Origin of the sequence: Vibrio wakamikoensis, assembly GCF_050337275.1 — a bacterium.
Classification (GTDB): Bacteria; Pseudomonadota; Gammaproteobacteria; order Enterobacterales; family Vibrionaceae; genus Vibrio; species Vibrio chaetopteri.
Map to the genome: position 1 here is coordinate 81,823 of NZ_JAKJST010000030.1, position 19,594 is coordinate 101,416.

19 protein-coding genes and 6 tRNA genes are annotated in these 19,594 nt (G+C 46.5%); 6 read left to right on the top strand and 19 right to left on the bottom strand.

What is annotated here, in order from left to right; all coding sequences use genetic code 11:
- Nucleotides 1-18: 18 nt before the first annotated feature.
- From L4C42_RS18110 to L4C42_RS18120, 3 genes are all read right to left on the bottom strand, one after another.
- Entirely contained in the window at nt 19-873 is an 855-nt protein-coding gene (locus L4C42_RS18110) for a co-chaperone YbbN (protein WP_353498063.1), read from the bottom strand.
- Nucleotides 874-1,256: 383 nt separating this feature from the next.
- On the bottom strand, nt 1,257-2,084 hold the full coding sequence (locus L4C42_RS18115) for an SDR family oxidoreductase (RefSeq protein WP_429761556.1): 828 nt from the start codon (nt 2,082-2,084) through the stop codon (nt 1,257-1,259).
- A 65-nt stretch (nt 2,085-2,149) separates the two neighbouring features.
- Complete coding sequence (locus L4C42_RS18120) at nt 2,150-3,064, bottom strand: TIGR01777 family oxidoreductase (protein WP_429761557.1); 915 nt, start codon at nt 3,062-3,064, stop codon at nt 2,150-2,152.
- Between the two features lie 250 nt (nt 3,065-3,314).
- On the opposite strand from L4C42_RS18120, the gene L4C42_RS18125 reads away from it, so the two are divergent.
- The 5 genes from L4C42_RS18125 (at nt 3,315) to yfcE (ending at nt 6,236) form a co-directional block, all read left to right on the top strand.
- Nucleotides 3,315-4,049: a DUF1538 family protein gene (locus L4C42_RS18125; protein WP_418641675.1), complete on the top strand. Its 735-nt coding sequence runs from the start codon at nt 3,315-3,317 to the stop codon at nt 4,047-4,049.
- Nucleotides 4,046-4,888, top strand: a complete 843-nt coding sequence (locus L4C42_RS18130) for a DUF1538 domain-containing protein (RefSeq protein WP_429761558.1) — start codon at nt 4,046-4,048, stop codon at nt 4,886-4,888. The genes L4C42_RS18125 and L4C42_RS18130 overlap by 4 nt, the downstream gene beginning before the upstream one ends.
- Nucleotides 4,878-5,228 (top strand): P-II family nitrogen regulator, encoded by a 351-nt coding sequence (locus L4C42_RS18135; protein WP_353498068.1) that lies wholly within the window; start codon nt 4,878-4,880, stop codon nt 5,226-5,228. Before L4C42_RS18130 ends, L4C42_RS18135 begins: the two co-directional genes overlap by 11 nt.
- A complete protein-coding gene (locus L4C42_RS18140) occupies nt 5,225-5,629 on the top strand; it encodes a CBS domain-containing protein (protein ID WP_353498069.1) in 405 nt (134 codons plus the stop codon). The genes L4C42_RS18135 and L4C42_RS18140 overlap by 4 nt, the downstream gene beginning before the upstream one ends.
- Before the next feature lie 61 nt (nt 5,630-5,690).
- Nucleotides 5,691-6,236, top strand: coding sequence for a phosphodiesterase (gene yfcE, locus L4C42_RS18145; protein ID WP_429761559.1), 546 nt, complete (start codon nt 5,691-5,693; stop codon nt 6,234-6,236).
- 88 nt (nt 6,237-6,324) lie between these two features.
- Here yfcE and crr read toward each other — a convergent pair whose 3' ends face one another.
- The 9 genes from crr to miaB all read right to left on the bottom strand — a co-directional run bounded on the left by crr (nt 6,325) and on the right by miaB (nt 16,073).
- Nucleotides 6,325-6,834 (bottom strand): PTS glucose transporter subunit IIA, encoded by a 510-nt coding sequence (gene crr, locus L4C42_RS18150; protein ID WP_042476521.1) that lies wholly within the window; start codon nt 6,832-6,834, stop codon nt 6,325-6,327.
- A 41-nt stretch (nt 6,835-6,875) separates the two neighbouring features.
- On the bottom strand, nt 6,876-8,603 hold the full coding sequence (gene ptsI / locus L4C42_RS18155) for a phosphoenolpyruvate-protein phosphotransferase PtsI (RefSeq protein ID WP_429761560.1): 1,728 nt from the start codon (nt 8,601-8,603) through the stop codon (nt 6,876-6,878).
- Nucleotides 8,604-8,739: 136 nt separating this feature from the next.
- Entirely contained in the window at nt 8,740-8,997 is a 258-nt protein-coding gene (locus L4C42_RS18160; protein ID WP_042476528.1) for an HPr family phosphocarrier protein, read from the bottom strand.
- A gap of 298 nt (nt 8,998-9,295) precedes the next feature.
- Nucleotides 9,296-10,264 carry a cysteine synthase A gene (cysK, locus tag L4C42_RS18165; RefSeq protein ID WP_429761561.1) on the bottom strand — a complete coding sequence of 323 codons (969 nt, stop codon included), beginning with the start codon at nt 10,262-10,264 and terminating at the stop codon, nt 9,296-9,298.
- A gap of 194 nt (nt 10,265-10,458) precedes the next feature.
- Nucleotides 10,459-11,964, bottom strand: coding sequence for an apolipoprotein N-acyltransferase (gene lnt, locus L4C42_RS18170; protein ID WP_429761562.1), 1,506 nt, complete (start codon nt 11,962-11,964; stop codon nt 10,459-10,461).
- Nucleotides 11,965-12,011: 47 nt separating this feature from the next.
- The gene (gene corC, locus L4C42_RS18175) at nt 12,012-12,908 is read right to left on the bottom strand and encodes a CNNM family magnesium/cobalt transport protein CorC (protein WP_429761563.1); all 897 of its coding nucleotides are present in this window, start codon (nt 12,906-12,908) and stop codon (nt 12,012-12,014) included.
- Between the two features lie 65 nt (nt 12,909-12,973).
- A complete protein-coding gene (gene ybeY / locus L4C42_RS18180; protein WP_429761564.1) occupies nt 12,974-13,438 on the bottom strand; it encodes an rRNA maturation RNase YbeY in 465 nt (154 codons plus the stop codon).
- Complete coding sequence (locus L4C42_RS18185; RefSeq protein WP_429761565.1) at nt 13,438-14,532, bottom strand: PhoH family protein; 1,095 nt, start codon at nt 14,530-14,532, stop codon at nt 13,438-13,440. Before L4C42_RS18185 ends, ybeY begins: the two co-directional genes overlap by 1 nt.
- Nucleotides 14,533-14,648: 116 nt before the next feature.
- Nucleotides 14,649-16,073 carry a tRNA (N6-isopentenyl adenosine(37)-C2)-methylthiotransferase MiaB gene (miaB, locus tag L4C42_RS18190; RefSeq protein WP_418641670.1) on the bottom strand — a complete coding sequence of 475 codons (1,425 nt, stop codon included), beginning with the start codon at nt 16,071-16,073 and terminating at the stop codon, nt 14,649-14,651.
- 265 nt (nt 16,074-16,338) lie between these two features.
- On the opposite strand from miaB, the gene L4C42_RS18195 reads away from it, so the two are divergent.
- Entirely contained in the window at nt 16,339-17,493 is a 1,155-nt protein-coding gene (locus L4C42_RS18195; RefSeq protein ID WP_429761566.1) for a 2-octaprenyl-3-methyl-6-methoxy-1,4-benzoquinol hydroxylase, read from the top strand.
- Between the two features lie 4 nt (nt 17,494-17,497).
- Here L4C42_RS18195 and L4C42_RS18200 read toward each other — a convergent pair whose 3' ends face one another.
- The 7 genes from L4C42_RS18200 to L4C42_RS18230 form a co-directional block, all read right to left on the bottom strand.
- Nucleotides 17,498-18,511, bottom strand: a complete 1,014-nt coding sequence (locus L4C42_RS18200) for a lactonase family protein (RefSeq protein WP_429761567.1) — start codon at nt 18,509-18,511, stop codon at nt 17,498-17,500.
- A gap of 222 nt (nt 18,512-18,733) precedes the next feature.
- A tRNA-Leu gene (locus tag L4C42_RS18205) sits at nt 18,734-18,818 on the bottom strand.
- A gap of 94 nt (nt 18,819-18,912) precedes the next feature.
- Nucleotides 18,913-18,989: transfer RNA gene (locus L4C42_RS18210), tRNA-Met, on the bottom strand.
- A 41-nt stretch (nt 18,990-19,030) separates the two neighbouring features.
- Nucleotides 19,031-19,115 (bottom strand) — tRNA-Leu (locus tag L4C42_RS18215).
- A 54-nt stretch (nt 19,116-19,169) separates the two neighbouring features.
- Nucleotides 19,170-19,244 (bottom strand) — tRNA-Gln (locus tag L4C42_RS18220).
- Between the two features lie 51 nt (nt 19,245-19,295).
- Nucleotides 19,296-19,380 (bottom strand) — tRNA-Leu (locus tag L4C42_RS18225).
- 54 nt (nt 19,381-19,434) lie between these two features.
- Nucleotides 19,435-19,509: transfer RNA gene (locus L4C42_RS18230), tRNA-Gln, on the bottom strand.
- Nucleotides 19,510-19,594: the final 85 nt, after the last annotated feature.

The window sequence follows — 19,594 nt, forward strand, 5'->3', positions numbered from 1 at the left end:
TCACGGATTGTCTTGCGACTAGTACAGCAAAGAATACAGCTGACGACGGTATTTAGCGGCAATTGGGTTGCCTTGACCGAGTGCCGACAAGATATCCATAAATGACTTTTTCAATTCGCCATCAAGGGCATTTAGGTTGCGACTTAGTGGCGTCCACATAAGCTCAAGTGCCTCTTCATCACGGTTTACTTGGTGATATTGCAGTGCCAGTTCAGCGACGAGCTTGAGGTCTTCTGGGTTTGCTTGTAGCGCTGCTTCAAGTGATTGAATCTCTGGGCTATCCGCCGCTTGTTTGTGCAGCTCAAGTTTCGCAATCAAGCTCTTGTAGAAGTTGTCTTTGTACTCCATTGGGATGGTATTAAGGACAGCTTCTGCTACATCAAACTGATTGGTTTCCAGTAGACATTGCGCAAGAGCGAGTTTGATTTCGCCTTTCTGTTTGTACTCGTCTGATAGGCTGTTGAATAATTCAATCGCGGATTCGTACTCACCCTGCTGAGAAAGCTCTAGTGCTTTGCGTGCATTCAGCTCATCTTCACTTGGTAGGTGCTTAGCCAGCATAGCTTTCACCGCTTCGATAGGCTGAGGGCCGCCTAGGCCGTCAACAGGCTGGCCATTAACAAACAGAGCAATGGTTGGCAGTGCCTGAACACCAAACTGACCAGCGATAGCTTGCTGCTCTTCACAGTTGAGCAGTGCTAGGGAGAAGGCTCCGGCGTATTGCTCAGTCAGCGCTCGCAGTGATGGGATGATTTGCGCGCTTTCTTCACTCATTGGTGCCCAAAAATGGATTAGCACAGGCGCGGTCATTGAGCCTTCTAATACTTGGCGAAAGTTTTGTTCGTTTAACTCCACAATGGTCGCAGGTTGCATTGAGTGTTCCTTGTAGGTGATGTCTATCGTTCTTAGTTCAAGATTGGTATCAATGACCGAAAATTCAAGGTTATGCGCAGAGAAATGGGAAGATTAGATGCCAAAACGCCGCGTCGTAAACGCGGCGTTAATGGATTCCAGAACGGCAGCAAGCAAAGGTGTCTAGAACATTACGAAGTAAGCTAGTGTAACCCCCACAGCTAACCAGTTAAGCTGATTTAGCGTCATTTTCGTTGTAATCCACGTGAATGCTGTGAGTTAGATATTGCTCTGGCATTTTGTCTTTAGGTAATGATACCTGAAGAAGTGATGCTCAGTGTGGTTTCACCACGGTGGTTAATATAACGACTTATTGTGACACTAAAATTACAAGTGATCGTTTTTTATGCAGCCTTTCGCAGAATAGGATCTAACCACTTGCTAGGTAGGATCCGTTTTAGTACAGCGAACACTTTGGTTGGCGTAGTAATACGATAGCGCAGTTTTGGTGACTGAGATTCAAGCGCATGCAGCAAGGGCGGTACGCAAGACTCTGGTGGTAGCACGAATTGGTTACCAGAGGCGTCTGCAGATAGGCGGGTAAGCTGCTGTTCGTATTGCGTTCGATGCGGGCTTGATTCAACGTTAATCCATTGTAAAAACGCATGCTTAGCATTGGCTCTAAATTGGGTTTCGATAGGACCAGGCTCAATCAGTGAAATGTGTATACCGGTTTGGTGTAGCTCTAGGCGCAATGTATCTGTCCAGCCTTCTAGGGCAAACTTGGAGGCGTTGTACGCGCCGCGATATTTCATGGCGGCAAACCCCAGCACTGAGCTGTTTTGTATGATGCGGCCTTCACCTTGCGCACGCATGATTGGGAGAATTTGCTTGGTGAGTTCATGCCAGCCAAAAACGTTGGCTTCAAACTGCGCTCGTAGTGCATCGGTTGGTAGATCTTCCAGTGCACCTGGTTGGCCGTAAGCGCCATTGTTAAACAGGCCATAGAGTCGACCTTCAGTCAGGGCAAGGGTTTTTTGAACGGCCAGTTTAATGCTCTTGGGATCCGCTAGATCAAGCTGTATGCAGGTCAATCCTTCTTGCTGAAGTCGTGTCACATCCGCTTCTTGGCGGCATGATGCGATGACTTGGTATCCTTGTTTTTGAAGTGCATGTGCGGCGACATAACCGATGCCGCTAGAACATCCTGTGATGAGTACTGACTTGGCCATTACTTAACTAACCCTATGATTTGTTTTCAACTACCTTACCGATACTTCATAGGGAGTAGCAAGTATTACCGTGCATTAGTGATGATGTTTTTTAAAGCAGTATCGATATGTGGGAAAGAGAAGTTAAACCCCATTTCGGTGAGCTTCTTGGGCTTGGCTCGAACGCTGTCAAACAGCAGACACGAAGACTCACCCATTGCGAGTTTCAAAGCCCATTTTGGCGTCACCAAGAAATGTGGCCTTCCCAATGTGCTTGCCAGTGTTTTACTGAACGTTGCGTTAGAGACGGCGTGAGGCGCACAGAGGTTGTAAGGACCGACGGCATGATCGGTCTCAAGTAAGAAAACAATCCCACGCACCATATCTAGGAGGTGAATCCACGGCATGTATTGAGAACCATCACCGATAGGACCACCTACCCCCAGTTTGTATGGCAGCATCATTTTTGCCAAGGCGCCGCCACCATCACCGAGTACCACCCCCGTTCTTAGTATGCACACGCGAGTATGATCCGATTGGGCACGCATAGCGATTTCCTCCCAACGATCACACACAGTATGAGCGAAATTGTCTTGGTGTACTTTTAAGCTTTCATCAAAAGGGTGATCTTGTTGATCGCCATAGTAGCCCACCGCCGATCCGCTGATGAAGGTCGAGGGTGGTTTGGTACTGGCATGGATTAACTCAACGATCTTTTCTGTTACCTTCCAGCGACTATCGCAGATGCGCTGTTTTTGAGCTGCACTCCAGCGTTTGTCAGCGATAGGTTCTCCAGCCAAGTTAATGATGGCGTCAAATTCGTTAAGGTCGTTATAAGTATCAAGGGAGTCAATGTAGTCAATGTTGCCAAGGTCGGTGTGATTGAGGATACGTTTAGCTGTGGCAACGTCGCGGGTAAGCAGCGTCACACTGTGAGTCGTGAGGTGCTTGAGTAGCTCACGTCCTATAAAGCCGGTCCCGCCGGTTAATAACAGCTTCATTCTCTCTCCTCTAAAAGTAGCTCTCTGCTACCAGACACGCCTCGTCGCGGGCATTTGGCTTTAAATATAGCAATGAATCAGGGAATTAACTAACCCAACTGCAGCGGATGTTTATATGTAGCACAGCCGCTTTGGTTCACAAAAACGGCACTCTTTTTGTAGCAGCATTGACAGTGCTTCGTATGTCACACTTTCTTACACTTTTCTTTGCCATCATTAGTTTAGTAAAGGCTGAATAAGGGAGGTGCCCATGCAAGGTTTGAAATCACTCCTTGGCGCTATGATAAATAGCTTTAAGGATCTTATGCCCATCGTCCTTGTCGTATTGTTCTTTCAGCTTGTGGTTCTTCAAGAGCCTCTCCCTAATGTCCTCTCGATTCTATTCGGCTTACTGCTGGTTGTGCTTGGCCTGACTTTTTTTGTTTTTGGCCTTGAAATGGGGCTGTTCCCCATTGGGGAGACCATGGCGCAATCTTTCGCCCGCAAAGGGAGTGTATTTTGGCTTATGGTGTTTTCTTTTTGTCTTGGATTTGGCACGACGATAGCGGAGCCCGCGCTAACTGCAGTCTCAGCGGAAGCCGCAGAGGTTGCTGCAGAAGGTGGCATTATTCCTATGACCGAAGACTCAATGCAAAGCTATGCCGATGGGCTGCGTCTTTCAGTGGCGATTTCTGTTGGGCTAGCCATAGTACTTGGCGTGCTGAGGATACTTAAAGGTTGGCCTATTCATGTGTTGATCATTGGCGGTTATGTTGGGGTGGTGGTGTTAACTTGGTTTGCTCCTGAATACATTATCGGTGTTGCCTATGACTCGGGCGGGGTGACGACATCAACCATAACCGTTCCTTTAGTTACCGCGCTTGGGGTTGGCTTGGCTAGCACAATTAAAGGCCGCAATCCTATGCTGGATGGCTTTGGACTCATTGCCTTTGCCTCTTTGTTGCCCATGATGTTTGTGATGGTTTATGGGATGGTGATGGTATGAGTTTTGTTTGGGAGTTTCTACACACGCTACTCATGACCATTCGTGATGTTACGCCGATCATGGTCATTATCTTTGGCTTTCAATTTGCCATTCTCAAAAAGCCTATCGCTAACCCAGTTAGAGTCATGATTGGTTTTGGCTATGTGATTGTTGGTCTGAGCCTATTTTTAGTGGGCCTAGAGCTTGCGTTGTTCCCACTGGGTGAAACCATGGCAATGCAGCTCACTGCGCCAGATTTTCTCAATCAAGTGCGTATTACCTTAGACGGGGCTCTCGAGTGGATAGATTACTACTGGGTTTTCTTGTTCGCGTTTTGTATCGGCTTTAGTACTACCATTGCAGAGCCTTCGCTGCTCGCTGTTGCGATAAAAGCGAACCAAGTGTCTGCAGGGGCGATATCGGTGAATGGCCTTAGAATTGCGGTTGCACTTGGAGTGGCGGTTGGTATTGCTCTAGGTAGCTATCGTATTGTTGTCGGCGATCCTATTCACTATTACATCATTGCCGGCTACATACTGGTGGTGATCCAAACCTATTATGCGCCGAAATTTATTGTCCCACTTGCTTATGACTCTGGTGGGGTGACGACGTCAACGGTCACAGTACCACTGGTGACGGCGTTGGGTCTTGGCCTTGCATCGACAGTACCCGGCAGAAACCCAATGATAGATGGCTTTGGTCTTATCGCTTTTGCGAGTCTATTTCCGATTATCTCTGTGATGGCGTATGCCCAACTTACTCAATATTTAACGGCTCGTTCTTCTGTCAATCCTAGTTCTACAGAGGAGCTGGACGCCGAACATCATCTTACTTCTAAGGAGAAGAACAATGCGCTTTAAACTGATCCTTGCCTTTGTAGAAGATAGCAAGACAGAGCAGGTACTGGACGCAGCTCGTGATGCGGGTGCGACCGGTGCGACAGTAATCAACCATGCCAGAGGAGAAGGCCTCAACAAGAAGCAAACCTTTTTTGGTCTAACGTTAGAGGTGCAAAAAGATGTGGTGCTGTTTGTGGTCGAAGAGCATTTGTCTCGTCATATACTAGAGACGATTAGCCAAGTAGGGGAGTTTGACCAAACATCGGGACAAGGGATTGCAGTGCAAATAGATATAGAAGATGCGGTGGGTGTCGCTCATCAAGTGGAGACATTGACCAAAGTCGTGGAGGACGAACTATGAGTCAACAGAAAAGAGTAAGCGTACGCGATGTGATGGCTAACACTTATGTGGTGGTCGATGGGCTAAAAACGGTGCACGATGGGATTGTGCTGGCGAAAGAGCACCGAGTGAAAGCGCTGGTGGTCGAAAAGCGCAGCGATGACGATGAATTTGGTATTGTGCTAATGAATGATATTGCCAAAAAGGTATTGGCACGTAACCGCTCCCCGCAGCGTACCAATATCTATGAAATCATGACTAAGCCTGCCTTGTGTGTCGATCCGAATATGAATGTGAAGTACTGCGCGCGATTGTTTGAGCGATTTGGGATAAGTAGAGCGCCAGTGATTGAAGACGGGCGTGTAATCGGTATGGTTAGTTACAATAACATTGTTGTGAACGGGATGCTCGGGCTCGATTAGCTCTGCACCGTGTCGGTAAGTTCGATACAATAGCGACAAAGAAAGTGCTGGAGAAAAATCAATGAAACTGTTCTTTGCGTCTGACTTACACGGCAGCCAAGGTGCCACCGAGATAGTGTTGGAGCATTACCGCCGCTCAGGGGCTGAGCATCTGGTTATATTGGGGGATGTCCTCAATCATGGGCCAAGAAACCCTGTGCCAGGCAGTTACAACCCACCGAAGGTTGCTGAGCTTCTCAATGCGTATAAGCAAGAGATTATTGCGGTTCGCGGCAATTGTGACAGTGAAGTGGATCAGATGCTGCTTGAGTTTCCAATGATGAGCGATTACGCCTGGGTGATGTTGCCGACTGGGCAGCGTTTATTTCTAACCCATGGTCACTTGTACAACAGTGATAAGCGTCCGCCGCTCAAGCAAGGCGATGTCATTGCCCATGGTCATACTCATATTCCAGTTGCCGAATGGCAAGGCGAGCAGATCATCTTTAATCCGGGGTCGATTACGTTCCCGCGCAATGAGTTTGCGGCGAGCTTTGGTCTGCTGGAAGATAATAGACTCAGTGTTCAAACCTTTGATGGTGACGTACTGGCCTCTATCGAGTTGTAAGCCGACTCATTACCAAGTGAAACGCCAAACAGCAGGCATAAAAAAACGCAGCGATTAAGCTGCGTTTTTTCTACTTCGAGATAACTAATTACTTAGTTACACGCAGTACAGGCGTTTCGCCAACAGTCACGGCACCAGCAAGCTTATTAAGCTCTTTGATTTCGTCCATGTTAGAGATAACTACAGGCGTTAGCGTTGATTTCGCTTTCTCTTCTAGAAGAGCTAGATCGAATTCAATGATAGTGTCGCCAGCTTTAACAGTTTGGCCTTCTTCAGCGATACGCTTGAAGCCTTCGCCTTTCAGCTCAACTGTGTCGATGCCGAAGTGAACAAATAGCTCGATGCCGTCGTCAGATTCGATTGAGAACGCGTGGTTCGTTTCGAAGATCTTACCGATAGTACCGTTTACAGGAGCTACCATCTTGTCACCAGCTGGCTTGATTGCAATACCGTCACCAACGATTTTCTCAGCGAATACTACGTCTGGCACATCTTCGATGTTTACGATTTCACCAGATAGAGGTGCGATAATTTCGATTGCACCAGTGTCAGCGCTGTCGTCAGATACTAGCTTCTTCAGTTTGTCAAACAGACCCATGTCGTGCTCCTAAAGGTTTGATTTTAATCTAGTCAATTATATTAGCAGTTTGTCTTTTCTGCGATAAATTTTTCGACGTGCGCTTCAATTTCTGCTGCAGTCGCCATTTGTAGCGCTTCATCAGCCATTGCTTTAACTTCAGAGAAGTTAGCGTTGCGGATTACTTTCTTAACCTGAGGAATTGAAATACCGCTCATACTAAACTCGTCTAGGCCCATGCCTAGTAGAAGTAGAGTCGCACGCTCGTCGCCAGCAAGCTCACCACACATACCTGTCCACTTACCTTCTTTGTGAGAAGCGTCGATCACTTGCTTGATTACTGTTAGTACAGCAGGTGATAGTGGGTTATATAGGTGAGAAATCAGCTCATTACCACGGTCTACAGCTAGAGTATACTGAGTTAGGTCGTTTGTACCAATACTAAAGAATGAAACTTCTTTCGCAAGGTGGTGAGCGATTGCTGCAGCAGCAGGAGTTTCAACCATTACACCGATTTCGATGTTTTCGTCGAATGCTAGACCTTCAGCGCGAAGTTCTGCTTTGTACTCTTCGATTGCTGCTTTCAGCTCACGGATTTCTTCAACAGAAATGATCATCGGGAACATGATGCGTAGCTTACCGTGTGCAGATGCACGTAGGATACCACGTAGCTGGTCACGAAGGATTTCACGACGATCCAAGCTGATACGCACTGCACGCCAGCCAAGGAACGGGTTCATTTCTTGAGGTAGGTCTAGGTATGGTAGATCTTTATCACCACCGATATCCATAGTACGGATGATTACCGCGTGACCGTGCATTGCTTCCGCAACTTCTTTGTAAGCTTGGTACTGTTCTTCTTCAGTAGGAAGAGCAGTGCGATCCATGAATAGGAATTCTGTACGATACAGACCAACACCTTCACCGCCGTTACGGTTGATGCCATCACAGTCTTTCACTGTACCGATGTTACCGCAAACTTCTACACGGTGACCATCTAGAGTCTCTGCTGGTAGGTCTTTAAGTTTTGCTAGTTCCTCTTTTTCTGCAAGGAACCCTTCACGTACCGCTTTAGCTTCGTCAATCTCAGCTTGAGTTGGGTTAACAATGATCTTGTTGTTCATTGCATCAAGAACCAACATGTCGCCGTTGTTCACTTTTTTGGTGATGTCGTTAGTACCAACAATCGCAGGAAGTTCTAGTGAACGTGCCATGATAGAAGTGTGCGAAGTACGACCGCCAATGTCACATGCAAAACCAAGAACGTAGTCTAGGTTGATTTGCGCAGTTTCAGATGGCGTTAGGTCGTAAGCCACTAGGATAACTTCTTCATCGATGTCGCCGAGCGAAACGATATTGATACCTAGTGCATTCTTAACGAAACGAGTACCGATATCACGGATATCCGTTGCACGTTCTTTAAGGTATTCGTCATCTAGAGATTCTAGTGCAGTCGCTTGCTCTTCGATTACTGTGTGAATCGCATTGTCTGCAGATAGTTTGTCTTTCTTGATGAGTGCTAGGATTTCTTCTTCTAGCTCTTCATCTTCAAGAAGCATGATATGGCCTTCGAAGATAGCCTCTTTCTCTTCACCAAAAGTTTCAAGCGCTTTTTGCTTAACAACTTCTAGCTGTTGAGCTGATTTGTTGCGTGCGTCAAAGAAACGCGCAACTTCTGCTTCAACTTGGTCATCTGAAATAGTAGACGTGTTTAGAACAATTTCGTCTTCTTGAAGTAGTAGTGCTTTACCGATAGCAATACCAGGAGATGCTAGGATGCCTGAAATCATAGCTTTACCTTTATATGGTCTAGTGTATCAAAGATTGGATGGTTTTTAGCCACTTATAATATGTAGCTGATAGCCCGAGCCATTTCCAATAAAGCCATTCTGTTTTCACAAAATGGCTTTAAGGAGAACTGGGTTCTTAGTGAAGCTCAGGGATTAGAGCTACTAGGTGGTCAACTGCTTGTTGAGCTTGTGGGCCTTCAGCAGCGATAGTAATAGTAGTGCCTTTAACTAGACCAAGAGTTTGTAGTTTGAATAGGCTTTTCGCGCTAGCGCTTTTGCCGTTAGTAGTCACAGTGATGTCAGCGTCAAATGCTTTTGCTTCTTTAACGAACTGAGCAGCCGGACGAGTGTGAAGGCCGTTTTCTGCTGTGATTTCTACTTGCTTCTCGTACATTTTTTATACCCCAATTGATTTATTTTATGTTTAGTTTCTAGACCAAACAAAGCTTATCGTTAAATGTTATGCCCAGCTATAGTGCAAAGGTCGTAACTGTTAAGAATTGTGTCGGACTAGAATTGTAGGACATGATTGCAGTCTTCGCCGTATGCATGTCCTACGAAATTCGGTATTCAGCCTATTTATTTTTAAGCTTAAAATAAAACTGTCCTGATATTACCAAAGGCTGACAGAGATTCAACAAAAAAGCCCCTTAAAGGGGCTTTTTTCGTGTAAAAATTGATTTGGCTACATATTACTGCTGAATCTCTTTATCAGTAAATATACCTGCGAACAATGCTGAACTTAGGTAACGCTCACCTGAACTTGGTAGTACGGTTACGATTGTTTTTCCTTTAAATTCAGGGAGTTCTGCTAGTTTGTTGGCTGCTACAACCGCTGCGCCAGAAGAAATGCCAGCAAGGATACCTTCTTCTTCCATTAGGCGACGTGCCATTTCGATAGCTTCTTCTGAGGTTACCTGCTCAACACGGTCTAGAAGCTCAAGATCCAAGTTTTCTGGGATAAAGCCTGCACCGATGCCTTGGATTTTGTGCGGTGCTGGTTGGATTTCTTCACCTGCTAGTGCTTGAGTGATAACTGGTGACTCTGCTGGCTCTACAGCAACAGAAACGATAGCTTTACCTTTCTCACCTTTAATGTAACGGCTAGTACCTGTGATAGTACCACCAGTACCAACACCTGCTACGAAGACGTCCACTTCACCGTCGGTTGCGTCCCAGATTTCAGGGCCTGTTGTTTTCTCGTGGATTGCAGGGTTTGCTGGGTTGTTGAATTGTTGAAGCAGTAGGTACTTTTCTGGGTTAGAAGCAACAATTTCTTCCGCTTTAGCAATCGCACCTTTCATGCCTTTTGCCGCTTCCGTTAGCTCTAGGTTTGCGCCTAGTGCTTTTAGAAGTTTACGACGCTCAAGACTCATAGACTCAGGCATCGTTAGTGTTAGTTTGTAGCCACGAGCTGCTGCAACGAAGGCAAGTGCGATACCTGTGTTACCACTGGTTGGCTCAACAAGCTCTACGCCCGCTTTTAGACGACCGTCTTTTTCTGCTTCCCAGATCATGTTGGCACCAATACGGCACTTAACGCTGAAGCTAGGGTTACGCGCTTCTACTTTTGCAAGAACGTTGCCGTTGCTTACTTTGTTTAGGCGAACTAGAGGGGTATTACCAATCGTCAGGGAGTTATCTTCGTAAATCTTGCTCATTCTATGTTCCTTCATTCAACCGTGGTGGTTATTGATTACCTGATAAGAATATGACTTTGTTTGGCAACGTAAAAGAACCAAATAGTTATATATTATGGAAGAAAGTTTATCGGCAGGCGTTTGAAGTGCTGTAGGAATGGTGGAAAGTCCCTTAGTGGCTAAGCGCTAGCGCGGAAAGCCACTAAGGACTGAGATTACGATTTACGACGTAAAACGCCAAAACCAAGACACAGAGCTACCCAGATATAAAGTGGCCAGCTGCCAACTTCACGGTACCAGGTTGTACCATCCGTTGGGGTGACGTCTGTACGGAGAACCGCTGTTTCAAACTGTGGAACCTCGGCAATAATGTCACCTTTATGATCAGTGACTGCCGTTACACCATTGTTGGTTGAGCGGATCAATGGCAAACCGAGCTCCAATGCGCGCATACGGGCAATTTCCATGTGTTGCAAAGGACCGATTGAGCGACCAAACCAAGCATCATTGGATAGAGTGAGCAGATAGTCAGTGTCGTCGGTAACGTTTTGTCTAACTTGCTCCCCAAAGATGATCTCGTAACATAAAGCGGGCGCGAGATGCATACCATTAGCCACAATGTTTGGTTGTACATAAGCACCGCGACTGAATGACGACATCGGCAAGTTAAAGAACGGTGCGATGGGTCTTAGAATGTCGCCAAAAGGTACAAACTCCCCAAACGGTAGTAAGTGGTGCTTGTGGTAACGCTCATCCAGATCCATTTCGTAGTCACCGTAAGGCGTTTGGCCGACCACTAAGATACTGTTGTAGTATTCGCCAGAATCCGTTCTGTTGATAACGCCAGTGATCACCGCAGAGTTGTTCATCTTGGCGGCGGAATCTAAGTTGCTTAAAAATGAAGGCAGCTCGAATTCCATTGCAGGGATTGCCGCTTCTGGCCAGATGATAATATCCGCATCCCAATTTTCTCGAGTGAGATCCGTGTATTTCATGATGGTTGGCCAGCGATGATTTGGAAGCCACTTTTGTGCTTGGTCGACATTACCTTGAATCAGCGCCACGGACTTGGTTCTTTGATGAGCAGGCGTGACCCATTCATAGTTTCGAAGGCCAAATCCGGTTGCTAAAACCACCATAGGTATGAGTAGTAGTTGCCACAGCTTTGAAGTCGCTAGATAAGCAAGACTACCCGCCATGATGATCGAAAGCAGTGTGATAAGCTCGACACCACCGATAGGCGCAAAGCTGCCAAGAGGAGAATCAATTTGACTGTATCCCAGCCACAGCCATGGGAACCCTGTCATCACCCAACCGCGTGCCCAGTCAAATACAAGCCATAATGCTGGCGCCGCAATAAAATAGCGGGTTTTGTTTTCTGATGGGAAAAAGCGATTGAGTGACCATGCAAAGAGCGCAGAATAGATGGAAAGGTAGCCGACAAGCAGCGCCATTAGAAATAGGCTCGCTATCTTTGGCATGCCACCGAAGGTATCAATGCTGACGTGAACCCAACTGATCCCAGTAGCAAACTGACCAAGCCCCCATGCGTAACCTGTCCAAAGCGCGCTTTTTCTGCTTTGGCCACGGATAAGTAGCATAAGAAGGAAAGGGCTGACAATGGCAAGAGGCCAAAGCTGATATGGCGCAAAGGCGAGCGTTGTGCTTGCGCCAACAAAAGCGGCCCCAATGGGCCGCAGTAGTCGAAGACTTTTCTTCATTTATGATTTTCTCACTTATTCGGTGAGCTTAAGGTTGAAGTAGGTGTTTACTCTTCAACGCTTGAAGCAGTTTCTTGGTCCGGGATAGTCACTTGGACTTGAACCACACGACGGTTATCCGCCGCTGTCACCTTAAAGTTGTAATTTTCTATTTCAACCACTTCACCGCGAATCGGTAAGTGACCAAATGCAGTCATGACTAAGCCACCGACGGTATCCACTTCTTCATCACTAAAGCTAGAGCCAAACGTGTCGTTAAACTCTTCAATGGTGGTGAGCGCTTTCACAGCGAACGTGTGCTTACTCAGTTTTCTGATATCTAGCTCATCGTCGTCATCGAACTCATCTTCGATTTCACCAACGATTTCTTCAAGAATATCTTCGATGGTCACCAGACCCGATACTCCGCCGAATTCGTCAACAACAATGGCCATGTGATAACGCTCTTCACGGAACTCTTTCAGTAGGCGGTCTACACGCTTACTTTCAGGAACCACTACAGCAGGGCGGATCACTTCTTCAATATCAAATGGGGCGCTGTCAGAGCCCAAGTAACGGAGGAGGTCCTTAGCTAAGAGGATGCCTTCTACATGGTCTTTATCTTCACTGATGACTGGGTAGCGTGAGTGCTGTGCATCGGTCATTAGTGCGATCAGTTTATCGAGGTTATCGGAACGCTCGATAGTGACCATTTGCGAACGTGGCAACATAATGTCGCGTACTCGCATTTCAGAAATTTCCATAACACCCTCAAGCATATCGCGGGTGTCGTGGTCAATTAGGTCGTTTTCTTCAGAGTCGCGGATAACATCCACTAGCTCTTGGCGATCTTTTGGCTCACCTTGAAAAATTTGACCTAGGCGCTCTAAGAAGGACTTCCTACTCGGACCTTCAGATTTTTTACTTTTTCCCTCTGGCTGAGAGGGAGAAGACTCTTCGTTCATGACTTCTCAATTCAGAATGCTATCAGATGTGTGATAGCGCACATGTGCAGGGGCGAGATTAGCCTCTACTCCTTTTCTGCAAGATATGGGTCTTCAAAGCCCATTTCAAGCATAATTTCAGTTTCCAAAGCTTCCATTTCTTCGGCTTCTTCATCTTCAATATGATCATAACCTAGCAGATGAAGACTGCCATGTACAACCATATGTGCCCAGTGTGCGTTCAAGGGCTTTGACTGCTCAATTGCCTCTTTTTCCACCACTTGGCGGCAGATAATCATATCGCCAAGGAGGTTTATCTCTACGCCTGGAGGCGCTTCGAATGGGAATGAAAGCACGTTAGTCGGCTTGTCTTTGCCACGATACTCGTGATTGAGTTGGTGGCTTTCTTGCTCGTCAACGATTCGGATGGTTAGTTCCGCTTCTTTTTGAAACGGAATAATGGTTTTATCTAACCAGCGCTGAAGCTCATCAGCGCTTGGCAGGCCTTGTTCTGATTCAACAGCAAGTTGTAAATCCAGTTCAATACTCATTATTTACTTTCCGAAGGTGTGCTTGTCGCCGCGGCTTTGTCGAGTAACGCTTGTGCTGCTTCTCGCTCTTCACGACGTTTGCGCTCTATCTCTTTGCGAGCTTTTGAATCTTCCGCTTCCCACTTTTCGTAAGCGTTCACGATACGAGCGACAACAGGGTGGCGCACTACGTCGTCTGATTGGAAGAAATTAAAGCTGATTTCATCGACTTCGTTAAGCACTTCGATAGCATGACGAAGACCAGACTTCGCGCCGCGTGGCAAGTCAATCTGAGTCACGTCACCGGTGATGACTGCGCGCGAGTTAAAGCCAATACGGGTTAAGAACATCTTCATTTGTTCAACCGTTGTGTTCTGGCTCTCGTCGAGAATAATAAACGCATCGTTTAAAGTACGACCGCGCATGTAAGCAAGCGGTGCAACTTCAATTACGTTTCGCTCAATCAGTTTTTCAACACGCTCAAAGCCAAGCATCTCGAACAGTGCGTCATAAAGTGGACGCAAATATGGGTCGACTTTTTGGCTAAGGTCTCCAGGTAGGAATCCCAGTTTCTCACCGGCTTCAACCGCAGGTCGAGTTAATAGAATACGGCGGATCTCTTGGCGCTCCAGTGCATCAACAGCGGCGGCAACAGCAAGGTATGTCTTACCTGTACCGGCAGGGCCAATGCCAAAGCTGATGTCATGAGTGACCATGTTTACCAAGTATTGTGCTTGATTTGGTGTACGTGGTTTGATGATGCCTTTTTTGGTCTTAACAAAGACTTCTTTACCATGAGCAATTTCCGACTCGGTATTTTGCTCAAGTACGCCGGACTCTTTGACTGCTAAGTGAATCTGTTCAGGTTCAATATCTGGGATCTGACCACGAACAGGTGCAGTGTCTACGTACAGTGATTTAATGATGTCGAGTGCTGCAGCACTAGTATGTGGCTTACCAACGATAGTGAAGTAGTTGCTTCTGTGGTTTATTTCGACACCTAAACGGCGTTCTAAGTGTTTGATGTTGTCATCGAAAGGACCGCACAAGCTGGACAGACGGCGGTTGTCTGAAGGTTCTAGATTGATTTCTAGAGTTACGATTTGATTACTCAATGTTGCCTCGCATGTTGCCCTTTAAGGGCGATGAACGGAGCCCGATTTTGACCGGACTCCACATTTTTTCCCATATCACTCCAAAATAGCACAATGGAGCGCTTTGGGTATAGGCATTAAGGCGTAAAGGTAGCCACACCTAGCTCATCTTCGCGTTTGGTTTTCGCCATCATTTGCATTGGTGAAATCACAGAGCGAAGATCCATATCTTTCTCAGTTCTTACGAGCTCACCACGAAGAGAGTTCGCAAACACATCGGTAATTTTCACATCAACAAATTGGCCGATTAGCTCTGCGCCACCTTCGAAGTTTACAACACGGTTGTTTTCAGTACGTGCTCGTAGTTCCATTAGATTTTTCTTTGATGGACCTTCAACAAGAACGCGTTGCTCAGTGTCTAGCATTAGACGAGAGTAGCGCATCGCTTGTGTGTTAACGGTTTGCTGTAACTCGTACAAACGGTCTTTCTTAGTTTGCTCAGGCAAATCACATGGGTAGTCAGCTGCCGGCGTACCAGGACGTGGTGAGAAGATGAAGCTAAAGCTCATATCGAAATCAACGTCTTTGATAAGCTTCATCGTGTCTTGGAAGTCTTTGTCTGTCTCACCAGGGAAGCCAACGATAAAGTCAGAGCTGATTTGAATATCAGGACGTGCTTTACGTAGCTTACGAATAATTGACTTGTACTCAATTGCCGTATGAGGACGCTTCATCATCGTTAGGATGCGGTCTGAACCACTTTGTACAGGAAGATGCAGGAAACTTACAAGCTCAGGCGTGTCTTCGTATACTGCGATGATGTCATCGGTAAACTCTAGCGGGTGGCTAGTTGTGAATCGAATACGGTCAATGCCATCGATTGACGCGACTAGGCGCAGCAGTTCCGCGAATGAACAGATGTCGCCATCGTGCATTGGGCCGCGGTAAGCGTTAACGTTTTGACCTAGAAGGTTCACTTCACGTACGCCTTGCTCTGCAAGCTGTGCGATTTCGTATAAAACATCATCCATTGGACGGCTAACTTCTTCGCCACGTGTGTATGGTACTACACAGTAAGTACAGTATTTTGAGCAGCCTTCCATAATAGAAACGAACGCAGTTGCACCTTCAGCGCGAGGCTCAGGTAGACGGTCGAATTTCTCGATCTCTGGGAACGAGATATCCATAACAGGTACTTCGTCGTTTTGCGATTGTTTGATCATTTCAGGTAGGCGGTGCAGAGTTTGCGGGCCAAAGATCACGTCTACGTATGGTGCTCGCTCGCGGATGTGGTCACCTTCTTGAGTCGCTACACAGCCACCAACACCGATCACAACGCCTTCTTTCTTATCTTTTAGCGTTTTCCAACGACCAAGTTGGTGGAAAACTTTCTCTTGCGCTTTTTCACGGATCGAACAAGTGTTCAACAGTAGTACGTCTGCTTCCTCTGGCACTTCAGTTAGCTCGTAGCCATTTGCAGCATTAAGCAGATCGGCCATTTTTGATGAATCGTATTCGTTCATCTGGCAACCCCAGGTTTTAATTAGCAGTTTCTTACTCATCACTATCGCTCGTCAGTTATGTAAATCTTATGCTGAACTATTGTTCAAATTATAGCCGCCATCTCGGCGGTAAGCGGCGTATTGTACTGCTTTAAAAACCGCCTGACTAGGGGTAGGGGAAAATCTCTTTGAGAGCTTATATTTCAATTGGTGCACGTCGAAATTAGCCCTCACAAAAGCAAGGATTTTGACGGGAAAAAACTCGCGCTTTAGCAAGTCGCTACGTACAATGAGAACACATTGATTTTAAGACAGTATTAGCACTATGGAACAGTATGAAATAGTCGTCGTGGGCGGTGGAATGGTGGGAGCAGCTTTGGCTCTTGGCCTTGCGACGCAGGGGCGTTCAGTTGCCGTTATTGAGAAGTTCACACCGAAGCCATTTGAACAAGCCCAGCCTATGGATTTACGTGTGTCTGCTATTTCACATCGTTCTGTTGATCTTCTGCAATCTTTAAACGCCTGGGGAGCGATTCAAGGTACCCGAGTCTGTCCGTATGCAAGGCTTGAAACATGGGAGGCAGACAATTGTCGAATTCGATTTAATGCCGACGAACTCGCACTCCCGCAGTTGGGTTATATCGTCGAGAATCGCATGATTCAATTAGGTCTTTGGACCCAGTTCGCTCGGTTTGAAAACTTAAAAGTCATCGAAGGTGATGGTGTTGAAAGCTTAGAGCTTGCTCCAAATGACTCCAGTATCACGCTTGAATCGGGTAGGGTGCTTAAGGCACGTTTGGTCGTGGGCGCCGATGGTGCTAACTCGAGAGTGAGACAATCGGCGGGCATTGGTATTACCGCCTGGGACTATCGCCAGGAATGTATGCTAATCAATGTTGAAACTGAGCTGCCACAACAAGATATTACCTGGCAATGGTTTACACCAAGTGGTCCTCGTTCGTTTTTGCCCCTGTGTGGTAATCAAGGCTCGCTGGTTTGGTATGATGCTCCTAAGCGTATTCGACAGTTGAAGAATATGAATCCCGCTCAGCTAGAGTTGGAGATCGCCACTTATTTTCCGGCGGAACTTGGGAAAGTGAAAGTGCTACAGCATGGTTCATTTCCACTGACCCGTCGTCATGCTCAAAGTTACCACAAGCAGGGTTGTGTTATCGTTGGTGACGCTGCACACACGATTAATCCTCTAGCGGGACAAGGGGTCAACTTAGGCTTTAAAGATGTAGAAACACTGCTCGAATGTTTTGAGTCTAAAGGGATGACACAACAGGCGCTGGTTCAATATGAGCGTTTACGTCGCCCAGACAACCTACTTATGCAAACTGGCATGGATGTGTTCTACAAAGGCTTTAGTAATACGCTGCCGCCTTTGATGTTTGCACGTAACGCCATACTTAAGTTGGCGGAGCACTCTGGGCCAATTAAACAACAAGTGTTGAAATACGCCATTGGCTTAAAGTAATCAACTAAGCACTGATCACTAAGCATGTCGGGGCAATAACGTCAGGTAGGCTTGAATGCCAATTGGGCTTACCTGTCTGAGAGTCGAGTTCGAATATTGAAACGTTATTTGAATGCTGATTGGCCGCGAGCAACCATTTGCCATCCGGCGTGATACTGATATCTCTTGGAAATGTCCCGTGCGTCTCTACATAGCCTTGGTATACAGGATGCTCGGGCTCACTAACATCAAACCAACTTATCACTGAATCACCACGACTGGTTAAATACACAAAACGTTCATCGGCTGAGAGTTTAATGGCCGCTGCCGCTTCGTGGCATGAATGCTCTGGAAATGCGGTGATAGTAGTGACTATTTGCCACTGTTGTTTTGTTCGGGCAATCACTGTCAGAGACTCGTCGAGTTCACACAATACAAAACCGAATAGACCATCTTGGGTAAAGCTGACATGTCTTGGTCCGCTTCCTGGTGGTAATTCCAAACGTTGAGACTGTTGAATTTGTTTGCCTTCACAGTGGTAGAAGGTAAGCAAATCGATACCAAGATCGACCGTGACCAATTGAGTCGTGTTAGGAATAAACATCACTTGATGTCCATGGGGGGATAGTTGGCGAGTAGCGTGAGGACCTTGGCCATAGTTGGATAGCTTGGCTATCCGTTGCCCTATCTTTCCTGTTGGCTCCAAAGCAAACAGTTCGAAGTCTCCAGTTCCGTAGTGGGCAACGGCGACTCTATCAAGAGTATCGGAAATTGCGACATGACAGGGCGCATCCCCGTCTAGCATCACTTTTTGAGAATATTGCTCATTGCCTGCAAGAAAGTGCAAAGCAGCCCCTTCCGCTTGAAAAACCTCAGAGACCACATAGAGGCCATATTGAGAATAGGCGAGGTAAGAGGGGTTAACGATATCAGTTTTGAAGGAGGATAAACTTGCGACACCGTTTGTTCCGAATTTGACTTGAGAAAAGCCAAAGTGGCCTTGTTGTGAATATTGACCAATATATACGTTAGCCTGCATATCGCTGTGAACCACTTCAATAAATAACTATATGGAACAAGGATCTGTGTGACGATGCAATTTGGATAGGGCCAATGGGGAAATCTGTGATGAGTGTTGCGAAAGATAATACGAGTTAGTTACTTTTAGCGGGGTATTGAGTGTTCACTCATTCTATCAAAGAGTAAGCGACAAAAGCATAGAAAGAAAAAAGGCTCGTCAAATGACGAGCCTTCTTAATGATGGTGCGGAAGGAGAGACTTGAACTCTCACACCTTGCGGCGCCAGAACCTAAATCTGGTGCGTCTACCAATTCCGCCACTTCCGCAACGCTCTTATTTCTAAGAGAAAGTTATAGTTAAGAGAGTAATTGGTAAAACTCAATCTCAACGTTGTCTGGTAAGTATAACTTACAATATAAATGGTGGCTACGACGGGATTCGAACCTGTGACCCCATCATTATGAGTGATGTGCTCTAACCAGCTGAGCTACGTAGCCACTCTGAGTTCTTTCGAACTTCTTTGTCTTTCAAAGAAAGATGGTGCGGAAGGAGAGACTTGAACTCTCACACCTTGCGGCGCCAGAACCTAAATCTGGTGCGTCTACCAATTCCGCCACTTCCGCATCAATTTTGTAGTCATAGTCGACGATTGGTGAATCAACTAGACGTTGTAATAGTGGCTGGGCTACCTGGATTCGAACCAGGGAATGCCGGCATCAAAAGCCGGTGCCTTACCGCTTGGCGATAGCCCAACAGATTGTTTCAGATGTCAATCACATCACTCTATGTTTCAAGAGAAATAATGGTGCGGAAGGAGAGACTTGAACTCTCACACCTTGCGGCGCCAGAACCTAAATCTGGTGCGTCTACCAATTCCGCCACTTCCGCATCAATTTTGTAGTCTTAGCTGACGATTGGTGAATCAACTAGACGTTGTATTAGTGGCTGGGCTACCTGGATTCGAACCAGGGAATGCCGGCATCAAAAGCCGGTGCCTTACCGCTTGGCGATAGCCCAACAGATTGTTTCAGATGTCAATCACATCACTCTATATTTCAAGAGAAATAATGGTGCGGAAGGAGAGACTTGAACTCTCACACCT

Excerpts from the sequence above, each read along its gene's own strand:
- lnt (WP_429761562.1), bottom strand. The coding sequence starts at position 11,964 with ATGAAGAAAAGTCTTCGACTACTGCGGCCCATTGGGGCCGCTTTTGTT.
- L4C42_RS18125 (WP_418641675.1), top strand. The coding sequence starts at position 3,315 with ATGCAAGGTTTGAAATCACTCCTTGGCGCTATGATAAATAGCTTTAAG.
- L4C42_RS18115 (WP_429761556.1), bottom strand. The coding sequence starts at position 2,084 with ATGGCCAAGTCAGTACTCATCACAGGATGTTCTAGCGGCATCGGTTAT.
- L4C42_RS18160 (WP_042476528.1), bottom strand. The coding sequence starts at position 8,997 with ATGTACGAGAAGCAAGTAGAAATCACAGCAGAAAACGGCCTTCACACT.
- cysK (WP_429761561.1), bottom strand. The coding sequence starts at position 10,264 with ATGAGCAAGATTTACGAAGATAACTCCCTGACGATTGGTAATACCCCT.
- L4C42_RS18195 (WP_429761566.1), top strand. The coding sequence starts at position 16,339 with ATGGAACAGTATGAAATAGTCGTCGTGGGCGGTGGAATGGTGGGAGCA.
- L4C42_RS18120 (WP_429761557.1), bottom strand. The coding sequence starts at position 3,064 with ATGAAGCTGTTATTAACCGGCGGGACCGGCTTTATAGGACGTGAGCTA.
- L4C42_RS18130 (WP_429761558.1), top strand. The coding sequence starts at position 4,046 with ATGAGTTTTGTTTGGGAGTTTCTACACACGCTACTCATGACCATTCGT.
- L4C42_RS18135 (WP_353498068.1), top strand. The coding sequence starts at position 4,878 with ATGCGCTTTAAACTGATCCTTGCCTTTGTAGAAGATAGCAAGACAGAG.
- crr (WP_042476521.1), bottom strand. The coding sequence starts at position 6,834 with ATGGGTCTGTTTGACAAACTGAAGAAGCTAGTATCTGACGACAGCGCT.
- ybeY (WP_429761564.1), bottom strand. The coding sequence starts at position 13,438 with ATGAGTATTGAACTGGATTTACAACTTGCTGTTGAATCAGAACAAGGC.
- yfcE (WP_429761559.1), top strand. The coding sequence starts at position 5,691 with ATGAAACTGTTCTTTGCGTCTGACTTACACGGCAGCCAAGGTGCCACC.
- corC (WP_429761563.1), bottom strand. The coding sequence starts at position 12,908 with ATGAACGAAGAGTCTTCTCCCTCTCAGCCAGAGGGAAAAAGTAAAAAA.
- L4C42_RS18140 (WP_353498069.1), top strand. The coding sequence starts at position 5,225 with ATGAGTCAACAGAAAAGAGTAAGCGTACGCGATGTGATGGCTAACACT.
- L4C42_RS18200 (WP_429761567.1), bottom strand. The coding sequence starts at position 18,511 with ATGCAGGCTAACGTATATATTGGTCAATATTCACAACAAGGCCACTTT.
- ptsI (WP_429761560.1), bottom strand. The coding sequence starts at position 8,603 with ATGATTTCAGGCATCCTAGCATCTCCTGGTATTGCTATCGGTAAAGCA.
- miaB (WP_418641670.1), bottom strand. The coding sequence starts at position 16,073 with ATGAGTAAGAAACTGCTAATTAAAACCTGGGGTTGCCAGATGAACGAA.
- L4C42_RS18110 (WP_353498063.1), bottom strand. The coding sequence starts at position 873 with ATGCAACCTGCGACCATTGTGGAGTTAAACGAACAAAACTTTCGCCAA.